The organism is Streptosporangium sp. NPDC003464, assembly GCF_053588315.1.
Map to the genome: position 1 here is coordinate 22453 of NZ_JBSFPS010000022.1, position 24656 is coordinate 47108.

Annotated in this window: 17 protein-coding genes; 6 read left to right on the forward strand and 11 right to left on the reverse strand. The window is 73.5% G+C overall.

Annotated elements, in window-relative coordinates; all coding sequences use genetic code 11:
• Positions 1 to 314: 314 nt before the first annotated feature.
• Positions 315 to 1376, forward strand: a complete 1062-nt coding sequence (locus ACWDS7_RS07780; protein WP_451928610.1) for a hypothetical protein — start codon at positions 315 to 317, stop codon at positions 1374 to 1376.
• Here the strand turns inward: ACWDS7_RS07780 and ACWDS7_RS07785 are convergent.
• Complete coding sequence (locus ACWDS7_RS07785) at positions 1360 to 5262, reverse strand: SCO7613 C-terminal domain-containing membrane protein (RefSeq protein ID WP_451928611.1); 3903 nt, start codon at positions 5260 to 5262, stop codon at positions 1360 to 1362. The two genes, ACWDS7_RS07780 and ACWDS7_RS07785, sit on opposite strands and share 17 nt — an antisense overlap.
• Positions 5263 to 5343: 81 nt before the next feature.
• Positions 5344 to 6360 (reverse strand): hypothetical protein, encoded by a 1017-nt coding sequence (locus ACWDS7_RS07790; RefSeq protein WP_451928612.1) that lies wholly within the window; start codon positions 6358 to 6360, stop codon positions 5344 to 5346.
• A gap of 290 nt (positions 6361 to 6650) precedes the next feature.
• On the opposite strand from ACWDS7_RS07790, the gene ACWDS7_RS07795 reads away from it, so the two are divergent.
• The gene (locus ACWDS7_RS07795; protein ID WP_306862959.1) at positions 6651 to 7619 is read left to right on the forward strand and encodes an aldo/keto reductase; all 969 of its coding nucleotides are present in this window, start codon (positions 6651 to 6653) and stop codon (positions 7617 to 7619) included.
• Positions 7620 to 7813: 194 nt separating this feature from the next.
• On the opposite strand, the gene ACWDS7_RS07800 is transcribed toward ACWDS7_RS07795, so the two are convergent.
• From ACWDS7_RS07800 to ACWDS7_RS07820, 5 genes are all read right to left on the reverse strand, one after another.
• Positions 7814 to 8719, reverse strand: a complete 906-nt coding sequence (locus ACWDS7_RS07800; RefSeq protein ID WP_451928613.1) for a LysR family transcriptional regulator — start codon at positions 8717 to 8719, stop codon at positions 7814 to 7816.
• Positions 8720 to 8984: 265 nt separating this feature from the next.
• Positions 8985 to 9557 carry an RNA 2',3'-cyclic phosphodiesterase gene (gene thpR, locus ACWDS7_RS07805; protein ID WP_451928614.1) on the reverse strand — a complete coding sequence of 191 codons (573 nt, stop codon included), beginning with the start codon at positions 9555 to 9557 and terminating at the stop codon, positions 8985 to 8987.
• Positions 9514 to 10755, reverse strand: coding sequence for an MFS transporter (locus ACWDS7_RS07810; protein WP_370879790.1), 1242 nt, complete (start codon positions 10753 to 10755; stop codon positions 9514 to 9516). The genes thpR and ACWDS7_RS07810 overlap by 44 nt, the downstream gene beginning before the upstream one ends.
• A 245-nt stretch (positions 10756 to 11000) precedes the next feature.
• Complete coding sequence (locus ACWDS7_RS07815) at positions 11001 to 11462, reverse strand: MarR family winged helix-turn-helix transcriptional regulator (RefSeq protein ID WP_451928615.1); 462 nt, start codon at positions 11460 to 11462, stop codon at positions 11001 to 11003.
• Positions 11463 to 11796: 334 nt separating this feature from the next.
• Entirely contained in the window at positions 11797 to 13260 is a 1464-nt protein-coding gene (locus ACWDS7_RS07820) for an NCS2 family permease (RefSeq protein ID WP_451928616.1), read from the reverse strand.
• 130 nt (positions 13261 to 13390) lie between these two features.
• Here ACWDS7_RS07820 and ACWDS7_RS07825 point away from each other — a divergent pair, with 130 nt between their 5' ends.
• Positions 13391 to 13681: a DUF2530 domain-containing protein gene (locus tag ACWDS7_RS07825; protein ID WP_306862944.1), complete on the forward strand. Its 291-nt coding sequence runs from the start codon at positions 13391 to 13393 to the stop codon at positions 13679 to 13681.
• A gap of 249 nt (positions 13682 to 13930) precedes the next feature.
• Here the strand turns inward: ACWDS7_RS07825 and ACWDS7_RS07830 are convergent, their stop codons facing one another.
• Entirely contained in the window at positions 13931 to 17017 is a 3087-nt protein-coding gene (locus ACWDS7_RS07830; protein ID WP_451928617.1) for a sacsin N-terminal ATP-binding-like domain-containing protein, read from the reverse strand.
• A gap of 94 nt (positions 17018 to 17111) precedes the next feature.
• Positions 17112 to 17930, reverse strand: a complete 819-nt coding sequence (locus ACWDS7_RS07835) for a DUF3027 domain-containing protein (protein ID WP_306862938.1) — start codon at positions 17928 to 17930, stop codon at positions 17112 to 17114.
• A 411-nt stretch (positions 17931 to 18341) separates the two neighbouring features.
• Here ACWDS7_RS07835 and ACWDS7_RS07840 point away from each other — a divergent pair, with 411 nt between their 5' ends.
• Positions 18342 to 19913: an MFS transporter gene (locus ACWDS7_RS07840; protein ID WP_451928618.1), complete on the forward strand. Its 1572-nt coding sequence runs from the start codon at positions 18342 to 18344 to the stop codon at positions 19911 to 19913.
• Between the two features lie 42 nt (positions 19914 to 19955).
• Here ACWDS7_RS07840 and ACWDS7_RS07845 read toward each other — a convergent pair whose 3' ends face one another.
• Together ACWDS7_RS07845 and ACWDS7_RS07850 are read right to left on the reverse strand one after the other, a co-directional pair.
• Positions 19956 to 20354 carry a cold-shock protein gene (locus ACWDS7_RS07845; protein ID WP_031169890.1) on the reverse strand — a complete coding sequence of 133 codons (399 nt, stop codon included), beginning with the start codon at positions 20352 to 20354 and terminating at the stop codon, positions 19956 to 19958.
• 128 nt (positions 20355 to 20482) lie between these two features.
• Complete coding sequence (locus tag ACWDS7_RS07850; protein WP_306862932.1) at positions 20483 to 21112, reverse strand: HAD family hydrolase; 630 nt, start codon at positions 21110 to 21112, stop codon at positions 20483 to 20485.
• Positions 21113 to 21343: 231 nt separating this feature from the next.
• On the opposite strand from ACWDS7_RS07850, the gene ACWDS7_RS07855 reads away from it, so the two are divergent.
• Positions 21344 to 21967, forward strand: coding sequence for a TetR/AcrR family transcriptional regulator (locus ACWDS7_RS07855; RefSeq protein ID WP_306862930.1), 624 nt, complete (start codon positions 21344 to 21346; stop codon positions 21965 to 21967).
• Positions 21968 to 22277: 310 nt separating this feature from the next.
• Entirely contained in the window at positions 22278 to 24644 is a 2367-nt protein-coding gene (locus ACWDS7_RS07860) for a helicase-associated domain-containing protein (protein WP_451928619.1), read from the forward strand.
• Positions 24645 to 24656 lie beyond the last annotated feature (12 nt).

A 24656-nucleotide genomic window follows, 5' to 3' on the forward strand; every position in this document is an offset into this window, starting at 1 on the left:
GACTTTCCACGCTTTTTCTGAATCGCACACGGCGAGAAACGGCTCAGGACCGGCGGCGAGGAGCGCGACCGCCACGGGCGAGCCGACGGAACCGGACGCTCCGGCCACCGGGAGGCACATGCCCGAAAGTTAACGGCAATCCTCTCCAGAAAAGAAGGGGATGCCCCGTCTCGTTATTGATCGCACCCATATGTAGGCAAGCTTTACCCCCACTGAGCAGGGAATACGGGAATACGTCCGCACGCGGAACGCGATGCGGCTATTCATTTCGGGGGAAACATATGAAAAGGTCGCATGCCGGGGCACGGAGCCCCTTGCGTGTTCTTCTGACGGGTGTGGCGGTGTCGTTGGCCGCCCCCGCCCTCCTCCTCACCCCCCAGCCGGTCTCGGCCGCGCGGAGCGGCACGGGCGGGGAGTGCACGATGGTGAGCGGGGGCTTCGAGGAGCCGGACGGCCTGCGCGGGCAGGAACACCTGCGCGAGGACGTCCCCGGGTGGCGCACCTCGTCGAGTGACGGCCTCATCGAGATCTGGGGCCGGGACAACCGCGCCGCCCCGATGGACTTCACGGTCGCCCCCGACACCGGCGACCAGTTCGCCGAGCTGAACGGGACCTCGGTGGCCACGCTCCACCAGGACATCAGGACCTTGCCCGGCTCCACACTGGACTGGAGCCTGGCGCACCGTGGCCGTACCGGGAGCCCGGACAGCAAAGACGTCATGCGGGTCAGGATCGGAGGCGTCGTGCAGACCCCGGCCGGGCAGGACTCACCCGACATCGCCGACGGCAACGGCGGATGGGGCCACTACAGCGGCAGCTACACGGTCCCCCGGGGACAGTGGACGACCCGGATGGAGTTCGTCTCGGTCTCCTCCGGGACGGGTCGGCCCGACTACGGCAACCTCCTCGACTCGGTCTCGATCTCCTGCGCCTCCTCGCTCGCCGTGCGGAACCAGCCGCCCAGCATGCCGTACCTGGTGCTGTCCGGGCCGGTGAGGCACAGCATCGGCGGCTCCCTCGACTCGGAGGACCCGGAGGGCGACGAGGTGACCTACAGCGCGGGCACCCCGGAGCCACGGCTGGAGGTGACGGTCGGCCCCGACGGGACGGTGACCGCCAGGGCCGGCCGGCCGATCCTGTACCAGGTGCCGGTCAGAGCCTGCGACGGGCAGGGCGCCTGCAGCCGGGGCAGGATCGTCATCGTGGCCTACCACCGCGCCAAGCCGTCCGCCGGAGCCCGTCCCGCCGGTCCACGCGTCAAGCCGGCGGCCCGCGCCTCAAGCCGGCGGCCCGGCGTGAGGCCGGAGGGGCCAGGCCGAGAGGGTCTGGCTGAGGGGCGACCAGGTGGCAGGGGCCGGGTCAGCGCATCCGGCTGACGGCGGCCCGCAGGCGGCGCACGTCCCCCAGCCGCGCCTCGTAGGTCGCGCCGAGCACGACCAGTAGCAGCCCCCCGGCCGCCATCGGCACCCATCTCGGCACCATCACGACGATCTGCGCGATCCACGGCGCCAGCTCGTGCAGGGCGACGACGGCCAGAGTGAGACCGCCGAGCAGCGCGGGCGCCTGGAGCCGGAAACGCGCCCCGGCGAGCAGCACGGCCAGCGAGACCGCGCCGAGCAGCAGCGGCCGGATCCAGCCTGCCCCGGCGAGCAGCGCGATCACGCTGGGGACCAGGCTGGAGGCGAGCCCGGAGCCGTAGGCGACCCACGAGGACGTCTCGCGGCCCCTCGCCCGCCACCAGCCGAACGCCAGCAGGACCACCGAGAACGGCACCGTGTACGCCTCGACGACGGTGACGTCGGAGGCGAGCAGGCGCAGCCAGGAGGCTGCCAGCAGGAAGCCGGTCCCCACGTATCCGGCCCATCGCCGGTCGGGCCGCAGCGCCGTACCGGCCATCAGCACGCCAACGACCGCGCAGGCCAGCCCGGCCAGCGGCAGATCGGCGGCGCCGAGCCACAGGCCGACGGCGGCGAGGGCGTAGCCGGCCGCCTCCACCCCGATCGCGGGCGTCGCCCTCCTGAACCTGCCCGCCACGGCCGCCGCCAGGCAGGCCACGGCGAGCACGCCGAACGCCGCGTGCCGTACCGGCCACTCCAGCGCCAGCCCGGCGGCGAGCACCTCGCCGCCGGCGAGGGCCGTCGCCAGCCCCGCGCCGGCGACCCGCGCGGCCCGCGCCCGCCCCCGGAAGGCGACCGCCGCCGCGACCACCGCGACCACCGGCAGCACGATCAGCGTCGCGGGTCTGCTCATGAGCGCCCAGGAGAGCGCGGTCGAGGCCGTCCACAGCGCCGCCGCCCCACCGAGCGCCCAGTCCGTACGGCTCCGCGCGGCCGCCCACGCCGACGGGCCGAGACCCACGACGAACAGCCCCACCTCCAGCCCGTACGGCAGGCCGACCGAGACCGGCAGGGTCACCACCACCACCGGCCAGGCCGCCAGCCCGGCCCGGAACGCGCCGCCGCCCCCGGCGACCTGCCAGGAGAGCAGCACCGCCGCCGCCGCGACCAGAAGCGCGACCACGACGAGGAGCGGGTGGCGGCCGGCGGGGACGTCCAGTGCGGTCCACGGCAGGGTGAGCGGCCGGTAGAACCTGAGGATCTCGGCGAGGGCGGCATGCATGGGGAGCAGCGCGAGCGCTGCGAGCACGGCCCCCAGCACGAGCCCCGTCCCCCTCCGCGGGTCAACGCCCCCGCCCCCGACGGTCCCACCTCCGACCACCGACCCACCGGCGGCCCCAACCCCGACCGTCCCACCTGGGGCCGCCGATCCACCGGCGGCACCAGTTCCGGCTGTCCCATGCTCGGCGGCCCCGTGCTCGGCGACCGGTCCACCGGTGGCCCCGTCGGGCCTGGGCTCGGCGGCCGTCCCACCCGGTCCGGACTCCGTGGCCATCTCACCGGGCCCAGGCTCGGTGGCCATCCCACCCGGTCCGGACTCCGTGGCCGTCTCCGGGACGGGCCACCGGTGGAGGGCGAGGAGCCCGGCCGGCAGCGCGCCTGCGGCCAGCGCCAGCGCCAGTCCTTCGAGCACCGGCAGCCATCCCGTCCCGACGGTCACCGCCCAGATCAGGCCGGTCGCCGACAGCACCGCCATCGCCAGGGCGGCCGCGGCGGCCCGTGGCACCCGTGCGGTGAAGGTCGCCAGGCCGCACGCGGCCAGCAGGACCGCGAGCGCCGCGTACGTGGTGGTCCGCTCGGCGAGCGAGGTGGCCACGGCCAGCGTGGCGACCGCCCCGGCCGTCACCGTGAAGGCCCACGCCCGCCGTGGCCGCCGGGCCACGGTCAGGCAGGCCACGGACACGACGGCCAGCGCCAGCAGGACCGCGAGATTCACCGCGTAGCTCCAGCCGGAGGCGGCCGGGGCGACGGCCGCCGTGACTGTGCCGACGGCCAGGGCGGCCGGCCACAGGGACGCGGGCCCCCGGCGGGCCGTCACCGCCAGGGCCGCCGTCAGCAGCCCGAGCACGGCCACGCCCTCGGGGAACGGCGAGATCCACCAGTCTCCGGCGGGCCCGTAGGCACCCGTCCAGACCCTGTCCAGCCGGTTGAACGGCGCGAGCAGTGTGACGATCACCGCGGGCAGGTACGGGAGCGCGGTGATCGCGGCCAGGGTTCCGGCGGAGACGGCGCCGGCCGAGCGGACCCGTGGATCTTTCAGACCCGGCAGACGGAGCGCGGCCACCGCGACGGCCAGCGCGGCGACGGTGTGCGGGACGATCCACCAGTTGGGCGGGAGCAGCGGCCAGACCGAGGTGGCCAGGCCGACGGTCAGCGCGAGCACCGACCCGGCCGTCAGCCCCCTGAGCCGGCCCACGCCCACCCGGTGTGCGACGGCCACGCCGGCCACGGCGAGCAGGGCCAGCAGCGCCCCCTTGGCCAGCGCGCCGGCCAGGGGATCGGCGCCGAAGGGGACGGTCAGCCTCAGATAGGAGTCCAGAATCCCGTAGCCCACGCCCAGCGTCCACACGAGGCCGAAACAGAACCCCGCCGTCGCCCGGACCCCGGCCACGCGCTCCGGCCCCGCCACGGGCCCTTCCAGGCTGACGCCTTCCGGCGCCGCCACGGGCTCGCCACCGCCGGCACCACCCGGCACCGCCGTCGCGCCGCTCCCCGACGCCGCCACCGGCCCTTCCAGGCCGACGCCTTCCGGCGCCGGCGTGGCCCTGCCCGGCCTGCGGCCGAATACGAGGAGGGCGGCGTCGGCGGCGGCCGTCACCGCGAGGGCGGGGGTGATCCAGGGGGCCGGCTGGCCCAGGACGAGCAGCGGGAGGGGCAGTTGGGCGAGTATGACCGCCATCGGCGCCGGCAGCCTCAGCGGGAGCAGCCGCGAGTATCCCGCCAGGAAGAGCGCGGCCAGGCCGGTCAGCAGGGCGGCGTAGTCGAACCCGCCGATGCCGTCGATCCCGGCCAGGCCGACCCGCCGGGCGGCGTAGCCGTCCAGGAGGATCAGCGTGACGCCGAGCACCGCGACGGTCTCGGCGGTGGCGGTCAGCTCCCGCTTCACCAGGAGCTTCGGCGCGGCGAGAGTCAGCACGGTGATCCCGGCGAGGATCGCCGCCCGCCCGCCGATGCCGATCTGCCCCCAGCTGACCACGGTGAAGACGATGGCCGCCACGGCCAGCAGCAGGCCCCCGAGGACGAGCAGCAGGTTCTGCACGGCCTTCGGCGAGAATTCCCGCCGCGGCGCGACACCCCCGGAAGGTCCAGGTGACGCGGGTGCGGCGGCCCGGGGCAGGGCGGGCACGGGGACCCCCGGCCGCCCGGACATCGGGGAGCCGGGCTGGGCCGGTACGGAGGAGACCGACCGCCCGGGTGTCGGGGAGCCGGGCTGGGCCGCTGCCGAGGGGACGGGCCGCCCGGGGCCGGGCGCGTTCTCCGACGGCATGCCGGGGAGCCCAGGGGAGGCCGCCCGGGGAGGTTCCGTCGGAGCCCGCTCGGGACCCGCTCCGGCCTCCGCGTGCCGTACGTCCGGACCACTCCCGGCCTCCGCGTGCCGTACGCCCGGACCGCTCCCGGCCGGGTCGGGCCGCTCCGCCCGGAGCAGGCCGAGCAACCGCTCACGCTTGGCCAGGAGGCCCGCCTCCTGTGCCCGCAGCCCGGCCAGCGCCCTGTCGAGCTGCCACAGCTCGGCCGCCACGGGTCCCCGCAGCGGCAGCGCGCAGCGCGGGCAACGGTCGTGGCCGCCGGTGATGGCGGTGCCGCACTCCGGGCAGTTCACCCTCGGTGGACGGTACGGGCCGGGCGGTGGACTCTGATCGCGCATGGCATGAAGGATGCCGGGCGCGGGTCGCTGTTTGGTTGCGACGCCTCCCCGCCGCCGGCGGCGAGCAGCGGTCGGAGCCGTCTAACGGGTGCGGCGGGCGATGAAGGTGATCATGCCGGTGGCCGCCGCCGCGACCGCCAGCCAGACGGCCACGGCCGAGCCCGGCACCCCGGCGTCGGCGTCCTCGTCGGCCTTCGCGTCGGCCACCAGCGTGGTGCCGCGGCCGGCGCCCCTGCTGGCCACCGGCGTGGGGGTGGGCGTGGGTGCCGTCTCCTGCAGGACCCTGGCCGGCAGCGGCACCCGGTAGACCGGGCTGCCGGCCCCTTCGCTGCCGGTCAGCAGCGCCTTGCCGTCGGCCGTGTAGGCGATCGACTCGGCCTGCTCCAGGGGCGGCATCGTCACCCGGGCGATCTGGTCTCCCGGGGCGCGGTAGACCGTGGCGGAGAAGTAGGTGCGGATCACGAAACTCGATCCGTCGGGGGCGTAGGCGGCGTCGGTGGCCATGATGGGCGCGGAGCCGACCTTGCGGAGCACGTTGACCTTGTCGGTGCGCAGCCGCTTCGGGGCCGCGTAGACCGAGCCGGCGAACTGCTTGCTCACGATGTAGAGACGCCCCGTGCGAGGGTGCACCATGACGCCCTCGGCGTTGTGCCCGCCGTCCTCGTAGCGGAACCGGTAGCGCACGGCGGGGACGACGGCGTCGCGCAGCGTGGTGGGCTCCACCACCTTGTAGACCGAGATGTCGGGCCAGGCCCCGTCGAAGTTGTCGCCGATGTCGGCGAACCAGAGCACTCCCGCCCCGGTCGCCGGGTCCCGGGAGGCGGCCATCCCCTCCCAGTCGCGGGCCTCGGCCCCCTGCAGGGTGAACGTCGCGCGGGTCCGCCCGCTGGATCCCACGGCGAAGAAGACCGGCCCGGCCGAGCTGTCGTTGTGGGTGTAGTAGACGTTCTTGTGCGTCGGCGAGACCGCCAGGCCGCTCGACTCGTTGATCCGCCTGTCCTTGAAGGTGAACAGGAGCGAGTCACCGTCCGCCCACGCTCCCGACCCGGCGAACACCGCCGTCCCGGCCAGCGCGGCCACCGCGAGCACGCGAATCATGACATTGCCCGGCCTACTCCCCATTCAGTCATCATGCCCTGACGGCGGGGGCCGGTGGTGCCGCGGAAGCCTCTTGTCCGCGCCAAGGTCATCTCTGCTTTGCCGAAAGCGGGGCGGCGGGCCACGCGGTCACGGTACGGCCGGCGGCCTGACCTGGGCGCCGTGCCGGAGAGAGCGGCGGTCCCGCGCGGCGGCGGGCGGCGGGCCCGCCCCGGTCGCCGGATCCCGTACGGCGCCACTCCGGAAGCCGTACTCGCCTGGAGCGCACTCCAGGTCCTTAGTGTGGGCACATGGAATACACGCAGCTTGGCCGTACCGGCCTGAAGGTCAGCCGCCTGTGCCTGGGCACGATGAATTTCGGCCCCGTGACCTCGGAGGACGACTCCTTCGCGATCATGGACCATGCCCACGAGCTGGGCGTCAACTTCTTCGACACAGCCAATGTCTACGGCTGGAAGAAGGGCGAGGGCATCACCGAGAACATCATCGGGCGGTGGTTCGCCAAGGGCGGGGGCCGCCGCGAGAAGACCGTGATCGCCACGAAGCTCTACGGCGACATGGGCGACTGGCCCAACGACGGCCGCCTGTCCGCGCTCAACATCCGCCGGGCCGCCGACGCGTCGCTGAAGCGGATGCAGACCGACTACATCGACCTCTACCAGGCCCACCACGTCGACCGGAACACCCCGTTCGAGGAGTTCTGGGAGGCCATGGACATCCTCAAGCAGCAGGGCAAGATCCTGTACGTCGGGTCGTCCAACTTCGCGGGCTGGCACATCGCCAAGGCCCAGGAGGTCGCCGCCCGCCGCAACTCCCTCGGCCTGGTCTCCGAGCAGTCCCACTACAACCTGATCGTCCGGGCGGCCGAGCTCGAGGTGATCCCGGCGGCCGAGGACTACGGCCTGGGCCTGATCCCGTGGAGCCCGCTCGCCGGCGGCCTGCTCGGCGGCATCCTCCGGAAGATCGACAAGGGGCGGTCGGCTTCGGAGATGATCACCCAGCAGTTGGAGAAGCACCGCGACAAGATCGAGCAGTACGAGGCGTTCTGCGACGAGCTCGGCGAGGACCCGGCCAACGTCGGCCTGGCCTGGCTGCTCCACCAGAAGGCCGTCACCGCGCCGATCATCGGCCCGCGCACGCTCGACCAGCTCGACAGCACCACCAAGGCGCTGGAGATCGAGCTGGACGACAAGGCGCTGGCCCGTCTCGACGAGATCTTCCCCGGGTTCAAGACGGCCCCCGAGGAATACGCCTGGTAGCAGGCCGGCCAGGGCCTGTGTCGAAGTCGCCGCGTCGTGTGCCGGCTTGATGGTTCAGGGCAGGCCGTAGCGCGACGACGAGTGAGGTCTCCGGTAGGCGGTCGGTCGACCAAGACAGACCGCCTACCGGAGACCTCGTGGCCCCCTCGACGGTGACGAGGCCCTCCCCTGAGTCGTGAGAAATCGCCCGAGTCCTACACCGAGCCCGAGCCGCGGGCGGCCGTGGACACCTCCGCCGCCATCCGGGTGAAGGCCAGGCCCTTGGCGGAGACGCCGGCCGTACGCCAGAGCAGCGCGTACTCAAGAGGTGGAGCGTCCTCGATCGGGATGTAGACCAGGTTGGGTCGAGGGTAGTACCGGGCCCCCTGGGCGGCGGCGATGGTGACGCCCTCGCCCGCGGCGACGAGTGCGAGCAGTTCCTGCCAGTACGTCGTGCTCATCGAATGGCGGATGGGCCGGCCACCCGGGGTGCGCTCGGGGAAGTGCCGCTCCCTGAAGTAGCCGGACATACCGTCGATGATCAGCACGGTCTCGTCGGCGAGGTCTTCCAGCGAGACCGTGGTACGGCCGGCCAGGCGGTGCCCGCTGGAGAGCGCGAGCACGGTCGGATCGCGCAGGAGCACCGGCCCCACGGTCAGGTCGGGCTCGTCCACGGGCAGCTCGATGAGCTGGATGTCGAGTTCGCCCCGGCGCAGGGGGCCGAAGCGGTCCGACAGGTGCACCTCGCGGATCTGCACCTCGCACCGGGGATGCTCGCCGCGGAACCTCTCGATCACGGTCGTGACCAGCTCGCTGGCGTGCGGACTGGAGAAGCCCACACGCAGGACGCCACCGGTGCCGCGCGCCGCGTCCGCGGCCTTGGCCAACGCTTCGAGGATCCCGTGATGGTGCGGGTCGAGGTCATCGCGCAACTGCCGGCCGAGCGGGGTCAGCGCCACCCGGCGGCTGGTGCGCTCGAACAGCGGGGCGCCGACGCGCCGTTCCAGGGCCTTGGTCATCTGGCTCACCCGGGCGCGCGACACGCGCAGCCGCTCGGCCGCGCGACCGAAATGCAGCTCTTCGGCGAGCGTCAGGAACGTCTCCAGCTCCTGCCAGTTCATCGGCCCCTCCCCGCGGTAAGCGCACCTTACCGAAGGGTGAGAACTCCGCCATCGCCGGCTCCAACGCCATCGCGCTGTGGCCGCCCGGTACGACAAGCTCGCCGTGCGCCACAGAGCCACGACCCTTGTCGCCGCGATCGACGGATGGCTTGAACGACCTCGGTACAGGCCCTAGGAGAGCAGGGTGCCGATCACCACGAGCAGCACGAGCAGTGCGAGCACCGTGGGCAGCAGCCAGCGACGGGGACGATCCACGCCTTGGAGCTTAGCTCCGCCCACCGGGTGTCGGCGCCGTGAGGGGGTATTCGGCGACCGTCTCGTAACGGACCACGGCGCCGAGATGGCTTCTCACCAGGTGGACGGCGCCCGCCTCCCAAGGGGTCCCGGCGAACGGCCCGAAGTCCTCGACCAGGCGGCGCAGGTCGACGTCGGCGCGGGACCTGGCCAGGGTCAGGTGCGGCCGGAGCCGCCGCCGGTCGGCGTTCACGGCTCCGGCACGCCGTGCCCCGGCCCCCAGGGAGTCGGCCAGCCGGACGAGCTGGGGGCGGGAGCCGTGCACGTCGGTCCAGAAGACGCGCGCCCGGCCGGGCGCGGGGAAGGCGCCCGCGCCGATGAGCGACAGCGTCATCGGCGCGTAGCGCGACGCGGCGCGGGCCAGCCGTGTCTCCAGGTCCGGCAGGACCGTCTCCGGCACCTCCCCCAGGAACGACAGCGTCACGTGCCAGGTCACCGGATCCGGCCAGCGGATCCCCGGCCAGGCGGCGCGGTGGGGTCCCAGCGCGTGGTCGAGCTCGTCACGCACCCGCTGCGGCAGCGGTAACCCCACGAACAGTCGCACGCGACCTCCTGCCGATCGCCCTGGTCAGCATTATCGCCGCACCGGTGCCGGCCAGGGTGAGCACCCCGCCGATCATGACCCCGACGCGGGGGCCGCCCAGCTCGGAGATCCAGCCGAGCAGCGGCGCGCCGATCGGAGCGCCGCCGGTGAACACCAGCACGTAGATACCCATCACCCGGCCGCGCATCTCCGGCGAGGAGGCGAGCTGCACGCTGGTGTTGGCGGCGGTGTTGATGGAGATCAACGCGACCCCGGCGGGGATGAGCAGGAGCAGGTAGAGCGGGTACCACGGGGCCAGGCCGGTGGCGATCTGGAACAGTCCGAACGACACCGCGCCGCCGATCAGCAGCTTCCGGCTGGGCCGTACCCGCCGGGCCGCCATGAGGGCGCCGCCCAGCGCGCCCACCGCGAACATGCTGGAGGCCAGGCCGAAGGACGACGCGCCCGCGCCGAAGACCTGGCGGGCCATCAGCGCGATGGACATCGAGAACGACTGCGTGAACAGCGACACGAAGGCGACCAGCAGTATCGGCATCAGCAGGTCCGGCCGGGCCAGCACGTAGCGCAGCCCCTCGCGGAGCTGTCCCTTGGCCCTGGGCACCGGGTCGGGGGCGGTCAGTTCCGAGGCGCGCATCAGCGCCAGGCCGCCGAGCACGGCGACGAACGACATCGCGTTGATCAGGAACATCGGGCCCGTGCCGCCGAGCACGGAGATCAGCACACCGGCGACGGCCGGGCCGACCACGCGGGCCAGGTTGAAGCTGGAGGCGTTCAGCGCGATGGCGTTGGACAGGTCCTGGCGGCCGACCATCTCGACCACGAAGGACTGCCGGGTCGGCACCTCGACGCAGGAGATGAGGCCGAGGGCGAAGGCCATCACGTAGACGTGCCAGAACTGTGCGGCGCCGGTCACCACGAGCACGCCCATGGTGAGCGCCAGCAGGCCCATGAGCGACTGGGCGACCATCAGCAGTTGCCGCTTGGGGTAGCGGTCGGCGAGCATGCCGCCCCAGAGCCCGAACAGCATCAGCGGCAGGAACTGCAGCGCGGTGGTCACGCCCAGCGCGACGGCGCTGCCGTGCGTCAGGTCCAGTACCAGCAGGTCCTGTGCGGTGCGCTGCATCCATCCGCCGACGTTGGAGACCACTCCACCGATCGCGAACAGCCGGTAGTTGTAGTTGCGCAGCGACCGGAACATCCCGCCCCGCGCCTCGGGCACGGCCTGGGCCGTCCCGCTCTCGACGGCCTGCAGCTCGCTGGCGGCCGCGGCCCGGGCGAGCCGCCGCCGGCGCAGCCTCGCCCGCCATCCCAGGCTCCTGCCGGGTACGGCGCGCACGGCGTGCAACCGTCGCGTTCTTGCCCGCCACCCCGGTCCCGTGCCCGGTGCGGCGTGCGCCTCGGCGTCCTGCGGGGCCGCCGAGGCCCCGGGTTCCTCAGGCTCGGCTAGATCCGGCTGAGCTTCTCCAGGATCGGAGCCGCCTGCCGGAGCACCGCCCTCTCCTCGGGTGTCAACTCCTTCAGCCGCTGCGTCAGCCACGCCTCCTTGCGGCGGCGCTCCTCCTTCAGCAGCGTTGAGCCCTGCTCGGTCACGCCCACGGTCACCTGACGCCGGTCGGTCGGGTGCGGCGTACGCGACACCAGCCCCCGCTCTTCCAGCGCGGCGATCACGCGCGTCATCGAGGGCGGTTGCACCTTCTCTAGCTCGGCCAATCCGCCGGGGGTTATCCCTGAATGCCGTTCCACGGCGGCGAGCGTCGCGAGCTGGGTGGGGGTCAGCGAGTGTCCCGCGGCCTGCCTGCGCAGGCGCCTGTTCAGTCGTGCCAGTGACACGCGCAGTGCCGAAGCCAGACCCGCGTCGCTTCGCAGGTTCGCGGCGGGGTCCTTCCTTGGGTTGTTCGTTAGCATAAGTCATTACCTTTGCTAACTATATACGGTCTCACGGGATTCCCTCCGGGCAAAGTTTTCTTGGCGCGAGCCGTACAGCGTGACAGACCGGGCGGCGATCCCCAACCTCGGCGTGACGTCCCCGCAGGCAGGAGCCGGTGGAGGCGGCACGGCGGAGGACCGACCCACAGTGTACGTCCACCCCCTCCCGTCACCCTGCGCAAGTAAAGAATCATCCTCCGTGAGGGCCCCCGCCGTCGGCGGCCCGCCGGCGCCGCCGGTTCCGTGGGCGGCGCCGGACACAAGGCCGTCATGGCGATCGGTCCCCGCGGATCGCCATGACGGCCTTGTGCGCTCAGCCCAGGCCGAGCAGGGACTTGATGGGCCCGAGCGCGAAGTACAGGACGAACAGGGCCGCGACCACCCACATCAGGGCGTGGACCTCACGGGACTTGCCCTTGGCCACCTTGATCAGGACGAAGCTGATGAAGCCGGCGCCGATGCCGTTGGCGATGGAGTAGCTGAACGGCATGAGCACGATCGTGAGGAACGCCGGGATGGCGATCTCGTAGTCGGTGAAGTCGATCTCGCGGATCGCGGTCATCATCAGGAAGCCGACGATGACCAGCGCGGGAGTGGCGGCCTCGTAGGGAACGACGGCGACCAGCGGCGAGACGAAGATGGCCAGCAGGAAGAGCACACCGGTGACGACGCTGGCCAGACCGGTGCGCGCGCCCTCCCCGACGCCCGCCGCCGACTCGACGTAGGTCGTGTTGGAGGAGACGGAGGCCGCGCCGCCGACCGCCGCGCCGATGGAGTCGACGAGGAGGATCTCACGGGTCCTGGGCATGGTCCCGTCCTCCTTGATCAGCCCGGCCTGGCCGCCGACGCCCACGACCGTGCCCATGGTGTCGAAGAAGTCGGTGATCAGCAGGGTGAAGACGAGCAGCAGGGCCAGGATGACCGAGACGGAGCCGAAGGCGCCGAACGGGTCGAACTCCTTGAACAGCACCAGCGGGTTGCTGAACCCGAAGATCTCCTTGGGCAGCTCCGGCACGACGAGCCGCCAGCCCGAGGGGTTCGGGCTGTCCGGCGTCCCCGAGCCGCCGATCTTGCCGATGGCCTCGACGACGACCGCGAGGACCGTGGTGCTGAGGATGCCGATCAGGATGGCGCCCTTCACCTTCCGGGCCACCAGCACGGCGATCGTCAGCACTCCGACCACGAACACGAAGATCGGCCAGCTGGTCAGGTTGCCACCGATGCCGAGCTCCAGCGGTACGGCGGGCGCCTTGCGGACGAAGCCGGCGTCCACGAAGCCGATCAGGGCGATGAACAGGCCGATGCCGACACTGATGGCGGTCTTGAGCTGGGGCGGGATGGCGTTGAAGACCGCCGTGCGGAATCCGGTCAGCACCAGGAGCGCGATGATCACGCCCTCCAGGAAGACCAGGCCCATGGCCGACTCCCACGACATCTGCGAGGCGATGCCGTAGGTGACGAAGGCGTTGAGGCCCAGACCGGCGGCCATCGCGAACGGGACCTTGCCGATGACGCCCATCAGGATGCTGAGCAGACCGGCGACGAAAGCGGTGCCGGCCGCGACCAGCGGCACGTTGGGCACGCTCCCGTCGCCGATGAACTGGCCGTCCGCGTCCTTGACGGTGGCGATGATCAGGGGGTTGAGCACCACGATGTAGGCCATCGTGAAGAAGGTGGCCAGACCGCCGCGGACTTCCCGGCCCACCGACGAACCACGGTCAGAGATGTGAAAGAAACGGTCAAGCGCGCTTATTTGGGAGGTTTTGCTGTCACTCACGGACGCAGGGTGGCAGCGAGCATCCGCTATCGGAAGGCCCAGGCCACGATGGTGATGGTTTCGAGATCGATCCGCGCCCTCACAGGGGCGTTTTGCGGGTAGTGAGGGCCCGTCGCCTAGGCTGGATCGTGTGAACCTGCCTAGCCGTCCGGATCTCCGGCCGTTGAAGACCAACGACACGGCCACGATCCTCGCGGGCACGTGCCTGTGGGCGGTGGCCCTGGCCGTGCTCTTGATCGTGCAGCCGGACCCCGGGCACCGCTGGTGGATCTGGACCTGCGTGTCGGGCATCTGCGGCGGCCTGTTCGGCCTGTGGTACGTCCGGCGCCGCGACCGCAGGGCCCCGCCGCCCGCCGCCGAGGAGCAGGTCGAGCCCGCGACGGCGATCCCGCCCATCTCCCCCACGCCGCCGACCCCCTGACCCGGCGGGAACCGCGCCCCCTGACCACCCGGGAGCCGGCCCACCGGACACGGCAAGCCCTTCGACCTCCGCCGGAGCCGGCCCACCGGACACGGGTGAGAGCCACCCCGGGCACGGCTGGAGAGGGACACCCGCCCCGTCTCCCGCACCCGGGCCGCCGCCCTGTGACCCGCATCCGGGCCGCCCTGTGACCCGCACCGGCCGCGAGGAGCGCGGCCGGTGCCGGGTGACACCGCTCCCCGGCGGGGCTCAGCCGGTCGAGGCGGTCCAGCTGTCCAGGTCGGCCTCGGCCAGCAGCAGGGGCACCGCGGCCGGGTCGCGCAGCAGCGCCGCGGCCGCCAGCCGGTCGCCCCACTGACCCGACGCCCACGCGAGCCCGCGGGCCAGGCCCTCCACGCCCGCGGCGTGCACCGCGCCCTCGAAGAAGCGCCAGGCGGCGGGGACGCCGTCCACGAGCAGCTTCTCGTGCTCCACGTAGGTGGTGGGCGCGCCCGGCAGCAGTGAGCGCACGGCGGGCGGGACCTCGCGGACCGTGCCCGTGGAGGTCACCTCGCCGGTGGCCTCCTCCCCGGCCAGCGGCAGGTCGAGCAGCTCCGACAGCGCCTCGGCCAGGTCGAACGGGGCCAGGACCAGCGGCCGGTCCGCGACCAGCGGGAGCAGGTCGGGCGCCTCGACCACGACCGGCTCGCCCGCCTCGCCCCCGGTCCCGCCGGACAGCAGGCGGCCGTCCTCGACGTCGGCGACGACGATCTCGCCGTCGAGGACGGCGCGGACCGCGCGGGGCGGCGCGACGCGGGCGGGGGCGACGGCGGCCAGCGCCACCCACAGGGCCCGGAGCTGGGCGCGGTCCACCTCGATCGAGGGGTCGGCGAGCAGTTCGAGGAGCTCGTCGGGGCCGCCGTGCGAGGCGAGGAGGTCGGGCAGCGTGGTCCGGACGCCGATCATCGCCAGCGCGGCCTCGTCGAGGCCCGCGGGGGCCTCGCCGTACAGGCCGAACAGCAGCGGGTCGCCGGCCGGGAGCCGCAGCTCGGTGGGGCGCCTGCCGCCCAGCACCGGATGGGTGGACAGCCACCAGGCGGTGTAGGAGGGCACCTCCACGACCTCGCCCGCGACCAGGACCCGCAGCGGGTGCAGGACCGAGCGGAGCGGCGGGCGCGACAGCAGGGCGAGCGCCGCGGGCCAGTCGGCGACGTATTCCAGGTCGCGGATCGCCGAGAACTCCCTGGCGATCGGCGGGACGTCCATCTCGGGCAGCAGGTCGAGGACGGCCTCCAGCCACTCGTCCTCCCGGTCGAGGTCGTGGTCGCACTCGTCCGGGTCGATCATGACGTCGGCGTCGTTCACCACGGCGAAGCCGTCGAGCACCCCGACCGCGGCCAGCACCCGCGGGCCGTACTGCTCCACCAGCTCGGGCGCGGCCGTGCCGAAGTGCGTCTCCTGGTCCAGCAGCCCGGCCAGCGCCCCGTCGGCCAGGAGCAGCTCACCGGCCGGGTAGAGCTCGCCGTCGGCGCCGCGCAGCGCCAGCTCGGCCAGCCACGGAGCCTCGCCGGCGGCCAGCCCGGCCGCCTCCACCAGCGCGAGGACCGCCTGGGCCACCGGCTCCGCGTCGGGGCTGTCGAGGGACTGCGCGACCGCGGCGCGGGTCAGCGGATCCTCCAGGACCGTGCGGGGCGTCGCCTCGCCCGCGCCGAGCCGCAGCAGCAGCGGGTGGGCAGCGTCGCGGTGGACGACGCGCAGCCCCAGCGGGGCGAGCACGGCCAGGTCCAGCGTGGAGCCGTCGCTCAGCAGCAGCGTGCCGCGCGGCCCCCGGACCAGGCGGCCGTCGGCCAGCGGCACCGGCAGGGCGCCGAGCGACTCGGGGTCGTCCGCAGGCAGCACCTCATACAGCGACCGCCACCAGGCCGGGTCCCTGTCCTCGACGGCGTCGCCGGAGAGCATGTCCACGACGTCGGCGAGCTGCACCCGCCGGACGCCGAGCGTGGTGATCGCCGGGTGCCGGGACGGCCACCCCGCGGGCAGCAGGCCGGGCACCATGCCGGCGATCTTCTCCAGCATCTCGGCCGGACCCGCGACCGCGGACGCCTGCCGGCCCGCCACGACCAGGTCCCCGCCGTCGGCGGGCAGGCCCTCACCGTCGGCCGGCGGGGAGAGGGCGGGCAGCAGCGGGACGTCGGGGAGCCGGCGCAGGATCGCCCGGCGGATCTGGGCGTCGAGCTCGCCCTTGCCCATCAGCCCGGGGACGAGATCGAGCAGCTTGGGCGTGCGGGGCAGCCCCGTGAGCAGTTCGAGGTAGGCGTCGGCGGCCCGTTCGACCAGGAAGTCGGTCAGCGGCCCCATGGCCACGTGCCGCCGGTCGGTGGCCATCGGGAAGGAGGCGATCAGCAGCGCGGGCAGGTCCAGCGGCTCGTCGCTCGGCGTCGGGGCGTGCACCACGGGCGGCACCCGCGCGGGCAGCGGCCGGGGCTCGCCCTCCTGCGCACCGTCGTGGAGGGCCTGCCCGGCGCCGCCGGCGGACCCGTCGACCGGGACCGCCCAGCGGACCAGCCAGTAGGGTCGGGCCCGCTCCTCGGTCGGCCGGTCGGCGAACAGCTCGGCCACCTGCTCCGGGGTGAACCCGCCGGAGGCCGACACCACCCGCCAGCCGTCCGGCAGGACCATGCGGACCTCGCCGTCCACGTCGATCTCGATCGACTCGAGAGCGGGCAGGCCGAGCAGCAGCGCGGGCCCGGCCTCCGCCAGCATCCGCCGGACCGCGTCCTCGGCCGCCCTGTCGCGCAGCGGCAGCCGTACGAGCGTGTCGAACCCGCCGGGCACCTCCACCGGGCCGGCGGGGAACGGCAGGCGCAGCAGCGGCACGTGCCGGCCGCGCTCGGACAGCTCCTTGGCCAGCGTGGGCTCGGCGGCCACCAGGGCCGTGGTCTGGTCACGCGACCAGCGGACGACCCCGGAGCCGAGCGAGCCGATCACCGGCTCGTCGGTGACCGACACCACGGCCGCGAAACCGACGCCGAACCGGCCGGCCATGCCGGATTCGTCCCGCTTGTTGGAGACGCGCAGCGTGGACAGGCTCTCGATCCCGGCCGCGTCCAGCGGGGCGCCGGTGTTGGCGGCCGACAGCACGCCCTCGCGCAGCGACAGCCGGAGCCGGCCGGGCACCCCCGCCCGGAGCGCGGCGTCGGCGGCGTTCTGGGCCAGCTCGACGATCAGCCGGTCGCGGTAGCCGCCGAGCGCGAAGTCCTCCTCGGCGTTGGCGTCCTCACGGAAACGCGCGGGTGAGGCCGTCCATGCCGTCAGCACGGCGGAACGCAGTCGGTCGGTGCCGAAGATGTCAGTCACAGCGATGAGTCCAAAGGTCGAAGGGCCCGCAGGTCACGTCGCGCGGCAGCCGCCGGGCCGGGGAGCCCGGCGGCGTGCGAGGAACAGCGTCAGATCAGGAGTGGCCCAGCGGTTCGGCGTCGGCGTCGTCCACGGAACCGGTCAGGTCGGGCTCCGCGGACTCCTCGGTGAGATGGTCGTAGGCGAGATCGTCGAGGATCGGCGAGGTGGGCTCGACCTGGTGCGGCAGCACGGCCGCCTCGGAGTGCGCGCCGCAGCCGTGGTCGGCGGCGACCACGCGCCCGTCGTCGGGGGCGTACTCGTTCGTGCAGACACCGAAGCCGGCCCCCAGCACACCGGCCAGCGGCCAGTAGAAGCCGCAGGTCGAGCACTGGGCGGGGGCGGCGTGCGCGAGCGGGGTGTGCGGGCCGGACTCACCGGAGTGCCAGCGCCGCACGACACGGTCGCGGCCGATCGGGGAGAGCACCCGGGCCCGGCCGAGGCCGTACTCGAAGATCATTTGACGGTCGGCGTCGTCGGCGGTCTCGGTGTAGCCGGGCGCCAGCCGGTCGTCGTCGGCGGCGGTCGGCAGCAGGTCGCCCACCCCGAGGTCGCCGGGGCGCAGCCGCTCGCTCCACGGCACCCACTCCGGGGGCAGCAGCGCCCCGGCGCCGGGCAGGAGCACGACCTCGCTGACCGTCACGTTGCGCGCCCGGGAGGCCCGGGCGACGGTGACGGCCCAGCGCCACCCCCGGTAGGCGCGGTCGAGACAGGCGAAGAAGTGGGTGACGACACGCTCGCCCTCGCCCTCGACTCCGAGGTGTTCGCCCACCTCGTCGGGCCTGACGTTCTCCTCGATGGCGGAGCGGGCCAGGTCGACGGCGGCGACGCACGCCGGGTCGAGCGGCGCGGTGCGGGATCGAGTACGGCTCACGAGTCCTCCTCCGTCGGCCTCGCAACCCGACGGCCGCTGTGCTCTCTGGCTCGCTCGCTGCGCTGACTCACAGTTCATTCTCACCTATGCCCGGAGCGTACTGCACCGGTATCGCCCTACCACGCCGCCCCGGCGCACCGGGCAACCGGCCCGTCACCGGGGTCGCGGGGCGCGGACCCCGATTTTAGCGGGGCGGAAAAAACTCCTCGGCCCCTCCTCCCGCCCACCTGACGTGGCAGGCGCCCGCGGAGCCGGGACGGGAGCGGAGCGGGCCCGGCCCGCACAGGTGATACCGGTGGGACGGGAGCGCCACGGTGTGAAGGGCGAGGTCCCCGAGCCCCAGCCATGGGGATGAGTCAATCGGGTAAGACTGGATGCGTGGCAAATGGGTGGGAACGGGCACGGAAGACAGTGGGCGAGACCTCACGTCTGATCGGCCGTTCGGCCGCCGGGGCGGGACGGGCCACCGCGCGCGCGGGCAGGAGCACGGGGCGGGCGACCGTGCGGGCCGGCCGCGGCGCGGCGAGCGGGACGCGGCGGCTCGGCAGGGCCGCGCGGCGGCTGACCCACGCCCAGGGGGCGGGCCGCACGGGGCTGGGCCAGTTGATCGAGCTGACCGCGACGCAGAGCGCCGGCGACGCGCTGGTCACCGCGGCCCTGGCCGGGACGCTGTTCAAGCTCCCGGTGAACGAGGCCCGCGGCCAGGTCGCCCTCTACCTGCTGATCACGATGATCCCCTTCGTGGTGGTCGCGCCGTTCGTCGGCCCGGTCCTCGACCGGTTCCGCTCGGGCCGGCGCTTCGTGATGGCGGGCACCCTGTTCGGGCGCGGTCTGCTCTGCTTCGCGATGGCGGCGGCGATCGTCCCGGACGACGTGCTCACCATCTTCCCCGCCGCGCTGGCCGTGCTGGTGCTGTCGAAGGCCTACAGCGTCTCGCGCGCGGCGATCACGCCGAACGTGCTGCCCGCCGACATCTCACTGGTCACCGCCAATGCCAGGACGGCCCTGTTCTCCCTGGTCACGGCCGGTGTCGCGCTCCCGGTCGGGGCGGGCGTGAGCGCCTGGCTGGGCGCCGAGTGGGTGCTGCGCGGCGCGACGGCGGTCTTCCTGCTCCAAGGAGTCCTGGCCGTACGGCTGCCGCGTCACGTCGACTCCCCCGATCTGGAGGAGCTGGAGGAGGAGGGTGAGCGGCCGCCTCGCTGGCGCACCCTGCTCAACGTGGGCCCGGTGGTCGCCGAGGCGATGAAGGCCAACGTGGCCATCCGCCTCTACTCCGGGTTCCTGCTGTTCTACCTGCTCTTCCTCGTGCAGGACGGGAAGCTGCCCGGACTGGCCCCCACGGTCACGATCGGCGTGCTGGCCGTGGCGGCCGGAGCCGGCGGCCTGGCCGGGACCGCCGTGGCCTCCTGGGTGCGCAGCCGCTCCCCGCAGCTCATCGTGCTGTTCACCCTCGCGCTGTCGGCCGTGACCACGGTGGTCGCGGCGATCGTGTTCAACCTGTGGAGCGTGGTGGCCGTCGCGCTGGTCTCCGCGTTCGCCCAGGGGCTGGGCAAGCTCGCCCTGGACGCGATCGTGCAGCGTGAGATCGGCGAGGAGGTGCGCTCGTCCACCTTCGGCGTGGTGGAGGCGTTCCTGCAGGTCGCCTGGGTGCTCGGCGGGCTGGCCGGCCTGCTGCTGTCGCTGTTCGCCGACGGGCCGGCCGGACTCGCGGTGATGGCCGCGGCGCTGGGGGGCTCGCTCGGCTGGCTGCTGGTACGGCGGCGCGCGGTGGTCCGCGCGAGGGACGCCCGGGTCGAGGCCGCCCGGACCGCCGCCTCCGACGGCTCCGGCGACCCCGAGGATCCGGCCGACCTCGACGGGCGCTCCCCGGCTCCCCGGGAGCGGCACCGGCCGGAGCCGGCGGGGACGACCACCGCGGTCGTGCGGCGCGAGGACCCCCCGACGGAACGGCGGACCAAGCCGCTGACCAACCCCCACGGCTAGCCGCGGGGGTCGCTCACCTGCTGTCCGGGCCTGCCGTCAGGGTCAGTCGTCCAGGTCGTCCGCCACGGCGCGGAGCACGGCGGCGATCTTCTTGGCGTGCACGGCCTCGGGGTGCTTGCCCTTCTGATAAGAGGTGGAGACCGCGTCCAGGAGCTTGATCAGGTCCTCCACGATGACGACCATCTCGTCGGGCTTCTTGCGCTTGCCCTTCGGCTTGGCGGCCTTGGCGAGCGTGGGGGGCTGATCGATCACGCGGACCGAGAGCGCCTGCTGGCCGCGGCGTCCCTCGGCGACGCCGAACTCGACCTTCTGGCCCGGCTTGAGGGAGTCCACGCCACCGGGCAGCGCGGAAGAATGCACGAAGACCTCACCGCCGTCGTCGCGGGTGAGGAAGCCGAAACCCTTGTCGGCGTCGTACCACTTGACCTTGCCACTCGGCACAGGGGTGACCTCGTTCAGACTGTCGTGAAAAGGAATGGATGTAGATTATGCCCAGCGGAGGCCGAGGGCGACCGTCTAAACGGCTTTGAATTACACCAGTGCTAATCAGACTGCTAATCGGGACTGAATTACACGAGCGCGGCGGGCGTCCGCCAGCCGTCGAACCACTCGGCGAACTCGGTCAGGTCGCCGAGCACCGCGTCGGCCCCGTAATCGCGGAGCTCTCCCGCCGGGTAGCCACCGGTCGCCACCGCCACGCTGACGGCGCCCGCCGCCCGTGCCGCCTCGATGTCGCCGACGTGATCGCCGACATAGGCCACCGCCCCGAACTCCGCCAGGGCCGGGCCCTTGGCGGCGCCGAAGACCGCTCCGGCGATCTCGTCCACCTCCAGGCCGAGGAACTCGACCGTCCTGGTCGCGTCGAAGGTGTTCTTGCCCGTCACCACGATGACCCGGCCGCCGGCCCGCCGTACGGCCGCCACGGCCTGGCGCGCGCCCGGCATGAGGGTGGTGACCGGGACGGCGATCGAGGGATACAGCGACCGGTAGAGGGCGGCGGCCGCGGGGATCTCCTCCTGGGGCAGCCAGTTGGCCAGCTCCCACTCCAGCGGCGGCCCCAGCCTGGCCACCACGGCGGCGCTGTCGATGGGCACGCCGAGACGGAGCGCCACCTCGTCGAAGACGGCGGCGATGCCGGCCCGCGTGTCCGCGAGCGTCAAGTCCAGGTCGAACCCCACCGAGCTCATTCGGTCGATCACCGCTCCTCATCCCTCCGCGTTCCTCCGCGGAGTCCCGCCCCGCCGGCCTCTCGAAGCATGCCAAATCTCGGGGAACAGAGGTAATCCTGTGCCGCCGTACGGGTGGCGCCCGCCACGGGCCGCTCTGCCACGGACCCGGCCCGTCCCGGCGCGGCGCGGGCCCGGCCCGGCGTGCCGAGAGCCGACATGTCCGGCACTGGATAGGGTCATGGGGGAGGTATCGGCAGAGAAATGACCAGATCGACGCGCGAGCGGATCATCGACGAAGCCCTGCGCCTGTTCGCCGAACGAGGCTATGCGGCGACCTCGGTGGCGGAGATCGAGGCCGCCTCCGGGCTGTCCCCCGGCGCCGGCGGGCTCTACCGGCACTTCAAGTCCAAATACGAGGTGCTGGCGGCGGCGGTGAACGAGCACGCCGCCCGGACCCGGGCCCAGATCGCCGAGACCCTGACCGAGATGAGCGCCGTCGATCCCTCGGTCGACATCGAGGAGCGCCTGGCGCACCTGTGCAAGGCCGGGCTGGCCAAGGTCCGCGAGGAGAGCGAGCTGACGCGCGTCTTCTTCCGCGACCTGAGCCAGTTCCCCGAACTGGTGGCGATCGTCCGCGAGGGGCTGCTGCAGCCCATGTTCGACGCGATCACCACGTGGTTCCGCGCCCAGCCCGAATACGCCGGGGCCGACCTCGACTGGCCCGGGATCGGCGCGGTGCTCGGCGGCGCGGTGGTCCACTACCGGCTCTTCCAGGAGACCGTCGGCGAGCCCCCCGGACGCGCCGAGCGCGACCGTTTCGTCAGCTCCTGGGTACGGCTGGCACTCGGCCTGCTGCCGCGCCCGGCCGTCCAGGCGATCGGCTGAAGCCGGTCCGGCCGGACCGCGGAGAGCCGTGCGGTCGGACCATGGAGATCGGACCATGCAGAGCCGTGCGGCCGGACCACGGAGAGCTACGCATCCGGACCGTGGAGAGCCGGCGGACCGCGGAGAGCCGTGCGGCCGGACCGCGGAGGAGCCCGCCCCCGGTCTGCCCCGTTCCGGGCCTCGGGAGGGTCCCCCACCAGCGCCCACGGGGACCCCGTGGTGATCACCTGGGGCCCCGCGCGGCCTACCGCCCGGGAACGGGTTTTCCCCGGGCCCCGCTCTGTCGGTAAGGCCTCCTACCATTGACGGAATGAGCACGGAGTTCACCGAGTGGCTGCGCGGCCGGAGCGATGACCAGTTACGGGCTCTCGTCGCCGTGCGACCCGAGCTCATCACCCCGGTCCCGGCGCACCTCGAAGGGCTGGCCGGGCGGGCGAGCAGCCCGTCGGCGATCGGCCGCGTGCTCGACAGGCTCGACCTGTTCACGCTGTCGGTCATCGAGACGCTGGCCGTGCTCCCGTCGCCCCTCGCCTACCGGACGCTGCGCTCCCAGACGGCCCGCGCGCTGCGGGCGGGGGCGGAGCCGGCGCTCCCGGCCGCGCTCAAGGAGACGGTCGAGCGGCTGCGGACCCTGGCCCTGGTCTACGGTCCCGACAAGGCGCTGGCCCCGGCCCCCGGCGTGCGCGAGGTCCTGGAGGCGCCCGCGGGGCTCGGCCCGCCGGCGACGGAGGTGTTCAGGCACCACCCCGCCGAGCGCCTGGCCGAGCTGGTCCACGACATCGGCGGCGACGGCGCCACCAAGGAGGCCCTCGCCGATCTGCTCGGCGACCCCGAGGTCGTCGGACGGCTGATCCAGGACGTCTCGCCGCAGGCCCGGTCCGCGCTCAACGAGCTGGCCTGGGGGCCCGCCAGCGGCCGGGTGCCCAACGCGCGCCGGGAGGTCCGGACCACCACCGCCCAGTCGCCGATCGAGCAGCTGCTCTCGCGCGCCCTGCTCGGCGCCACCGGCGAGGAGACCGTCGTCCTGCCCCGCGAGGTCGGCCTGTTCCTGCGCGGCGGCCGGATCCACCAGGACCTCTCCCCGGTCCCGCCCGCGCTCGACGGCACCGTCCGCGACCAGGGGCTCGCCGGCCGCACGGCCGCGGGACAGGCGTTCACCTTCACCCGCGCGGTGGAGGAGCTGTGCGAGCGGTGGAGCGTCGACCCGCCCGGCGTGCTCCGCAGCGGCGGCCTGGCCGTACGCGACCTGAAGCGGGCCGCGGTCCTGCTCGACGTCCCCGAGTGGGTCGCCGGGCTGATCGTCGAAGTGGCCCACGCGGCCGGGCTGGTGGCCGCCAGCGGCGCGGTGGACGGCGACTGGCTGCCCACCCCGGCCTATGACGGCTGGCGGGTCAAGGGCACCGAGGACCGCTGGACGGTGCTGGCCACGACCTGGCTCACCATGGACCGGGTGCCGGGGGTCATCGGCGAGCGCGACGAGCGCGACCGGCTGCTCAACGCCCTCCACCCCGACCTGCGCCGCTCGGCCGCCGCCGAGGTCCGCACCACCACCCTGGGCATGCTCGCCGTCGCCGGTCCCGGCCTGGCGCCCACCTCGGAGTCGGTGCGTGAGCGGCTGGCCTGGGAGCAGCCCCGCCGCCGCGGCGGCCACCGCGACCAGCTCGTGGAGTTCACGCTGCGCGAGGCCGAGCAGATCGGGGTCACCGGCCTCGGCGCGATCGTCGACCACGGCCGCGCCCTGCTGCCCGGCGGCGACCGCGCGCTGTCGGCGGGCCAGATCCTGGCCCCGCTGCTGCCGGAGCCGCTCGACCACGTGCTCCTCCAGGCCGACCTGACCGCCGTCGCCCCCGGCCCGCTCACCAGCGACCTGCGGCGGTGGCTGGGGCTGGCGGCCGAGGTGGAGTCCACCGGCGGCGCGACGGTCTACCGCTTCGACGAGCGCTCTGTCCGGCGGGCGCTCGACGCGGGGCAGAGCGCCGACGAGATGCTGGCCATGCTGGAGCGGCACTCCGCCACGCCCGTCCCGCAGCCGCTCAGCTACCTGGTCACGGATGTGGCCCGCCGGCACGGCCGGATGCGCGTCGGCACGGCGAGCGCCTACGTGCGCTGCGACGATCCCTCGCTGCTGGACGAGGTGATGGCCGACAGACGGGCCCTCCCGCTGCGGCTGCGCCGGCTCGCCCCCACCGTGATCGCCTCCAAGACGTCCCGGCCGACGCTGGTCGACTCGCTGCGCGCGATGGGCTACGCCCCGGCCGCCGAGTCGCTGGACGGCGACGTGATCATCACCCAGCTCGACGTCCGCCGGACCGACGGCCAGCCCATCATCCGCTCCTCGGCCACGTTCAACGGCCTGGAGGCCGACGTCGTGGCGGCGGCCGTCCGCGCCGTCCGCGCCGGCGACGCCGCGCACCAGGCGCGCCGCGCCCCGGTGGACGCCCCCTCCGGCCAGGTGCCCCGCTCCCCCGCGACCGCCACCATCGTCGCGCTGCGCGAGGCCATCCGGCAGGGCTCCCAGGTCTGGATCGGCTACCTCGACTCCCAGGGCAACGCCACCAGCCGGATCCTCGAACCCGCCCGGATGGAGGGCGGCTATCTCACCGCCTACGACGAGACCCGGGCGGCGGTGCACCGCTTCGCCCTGCACCGCATCACCGGCATCGCCGACATCAACTGAGGGGAGCCCCAC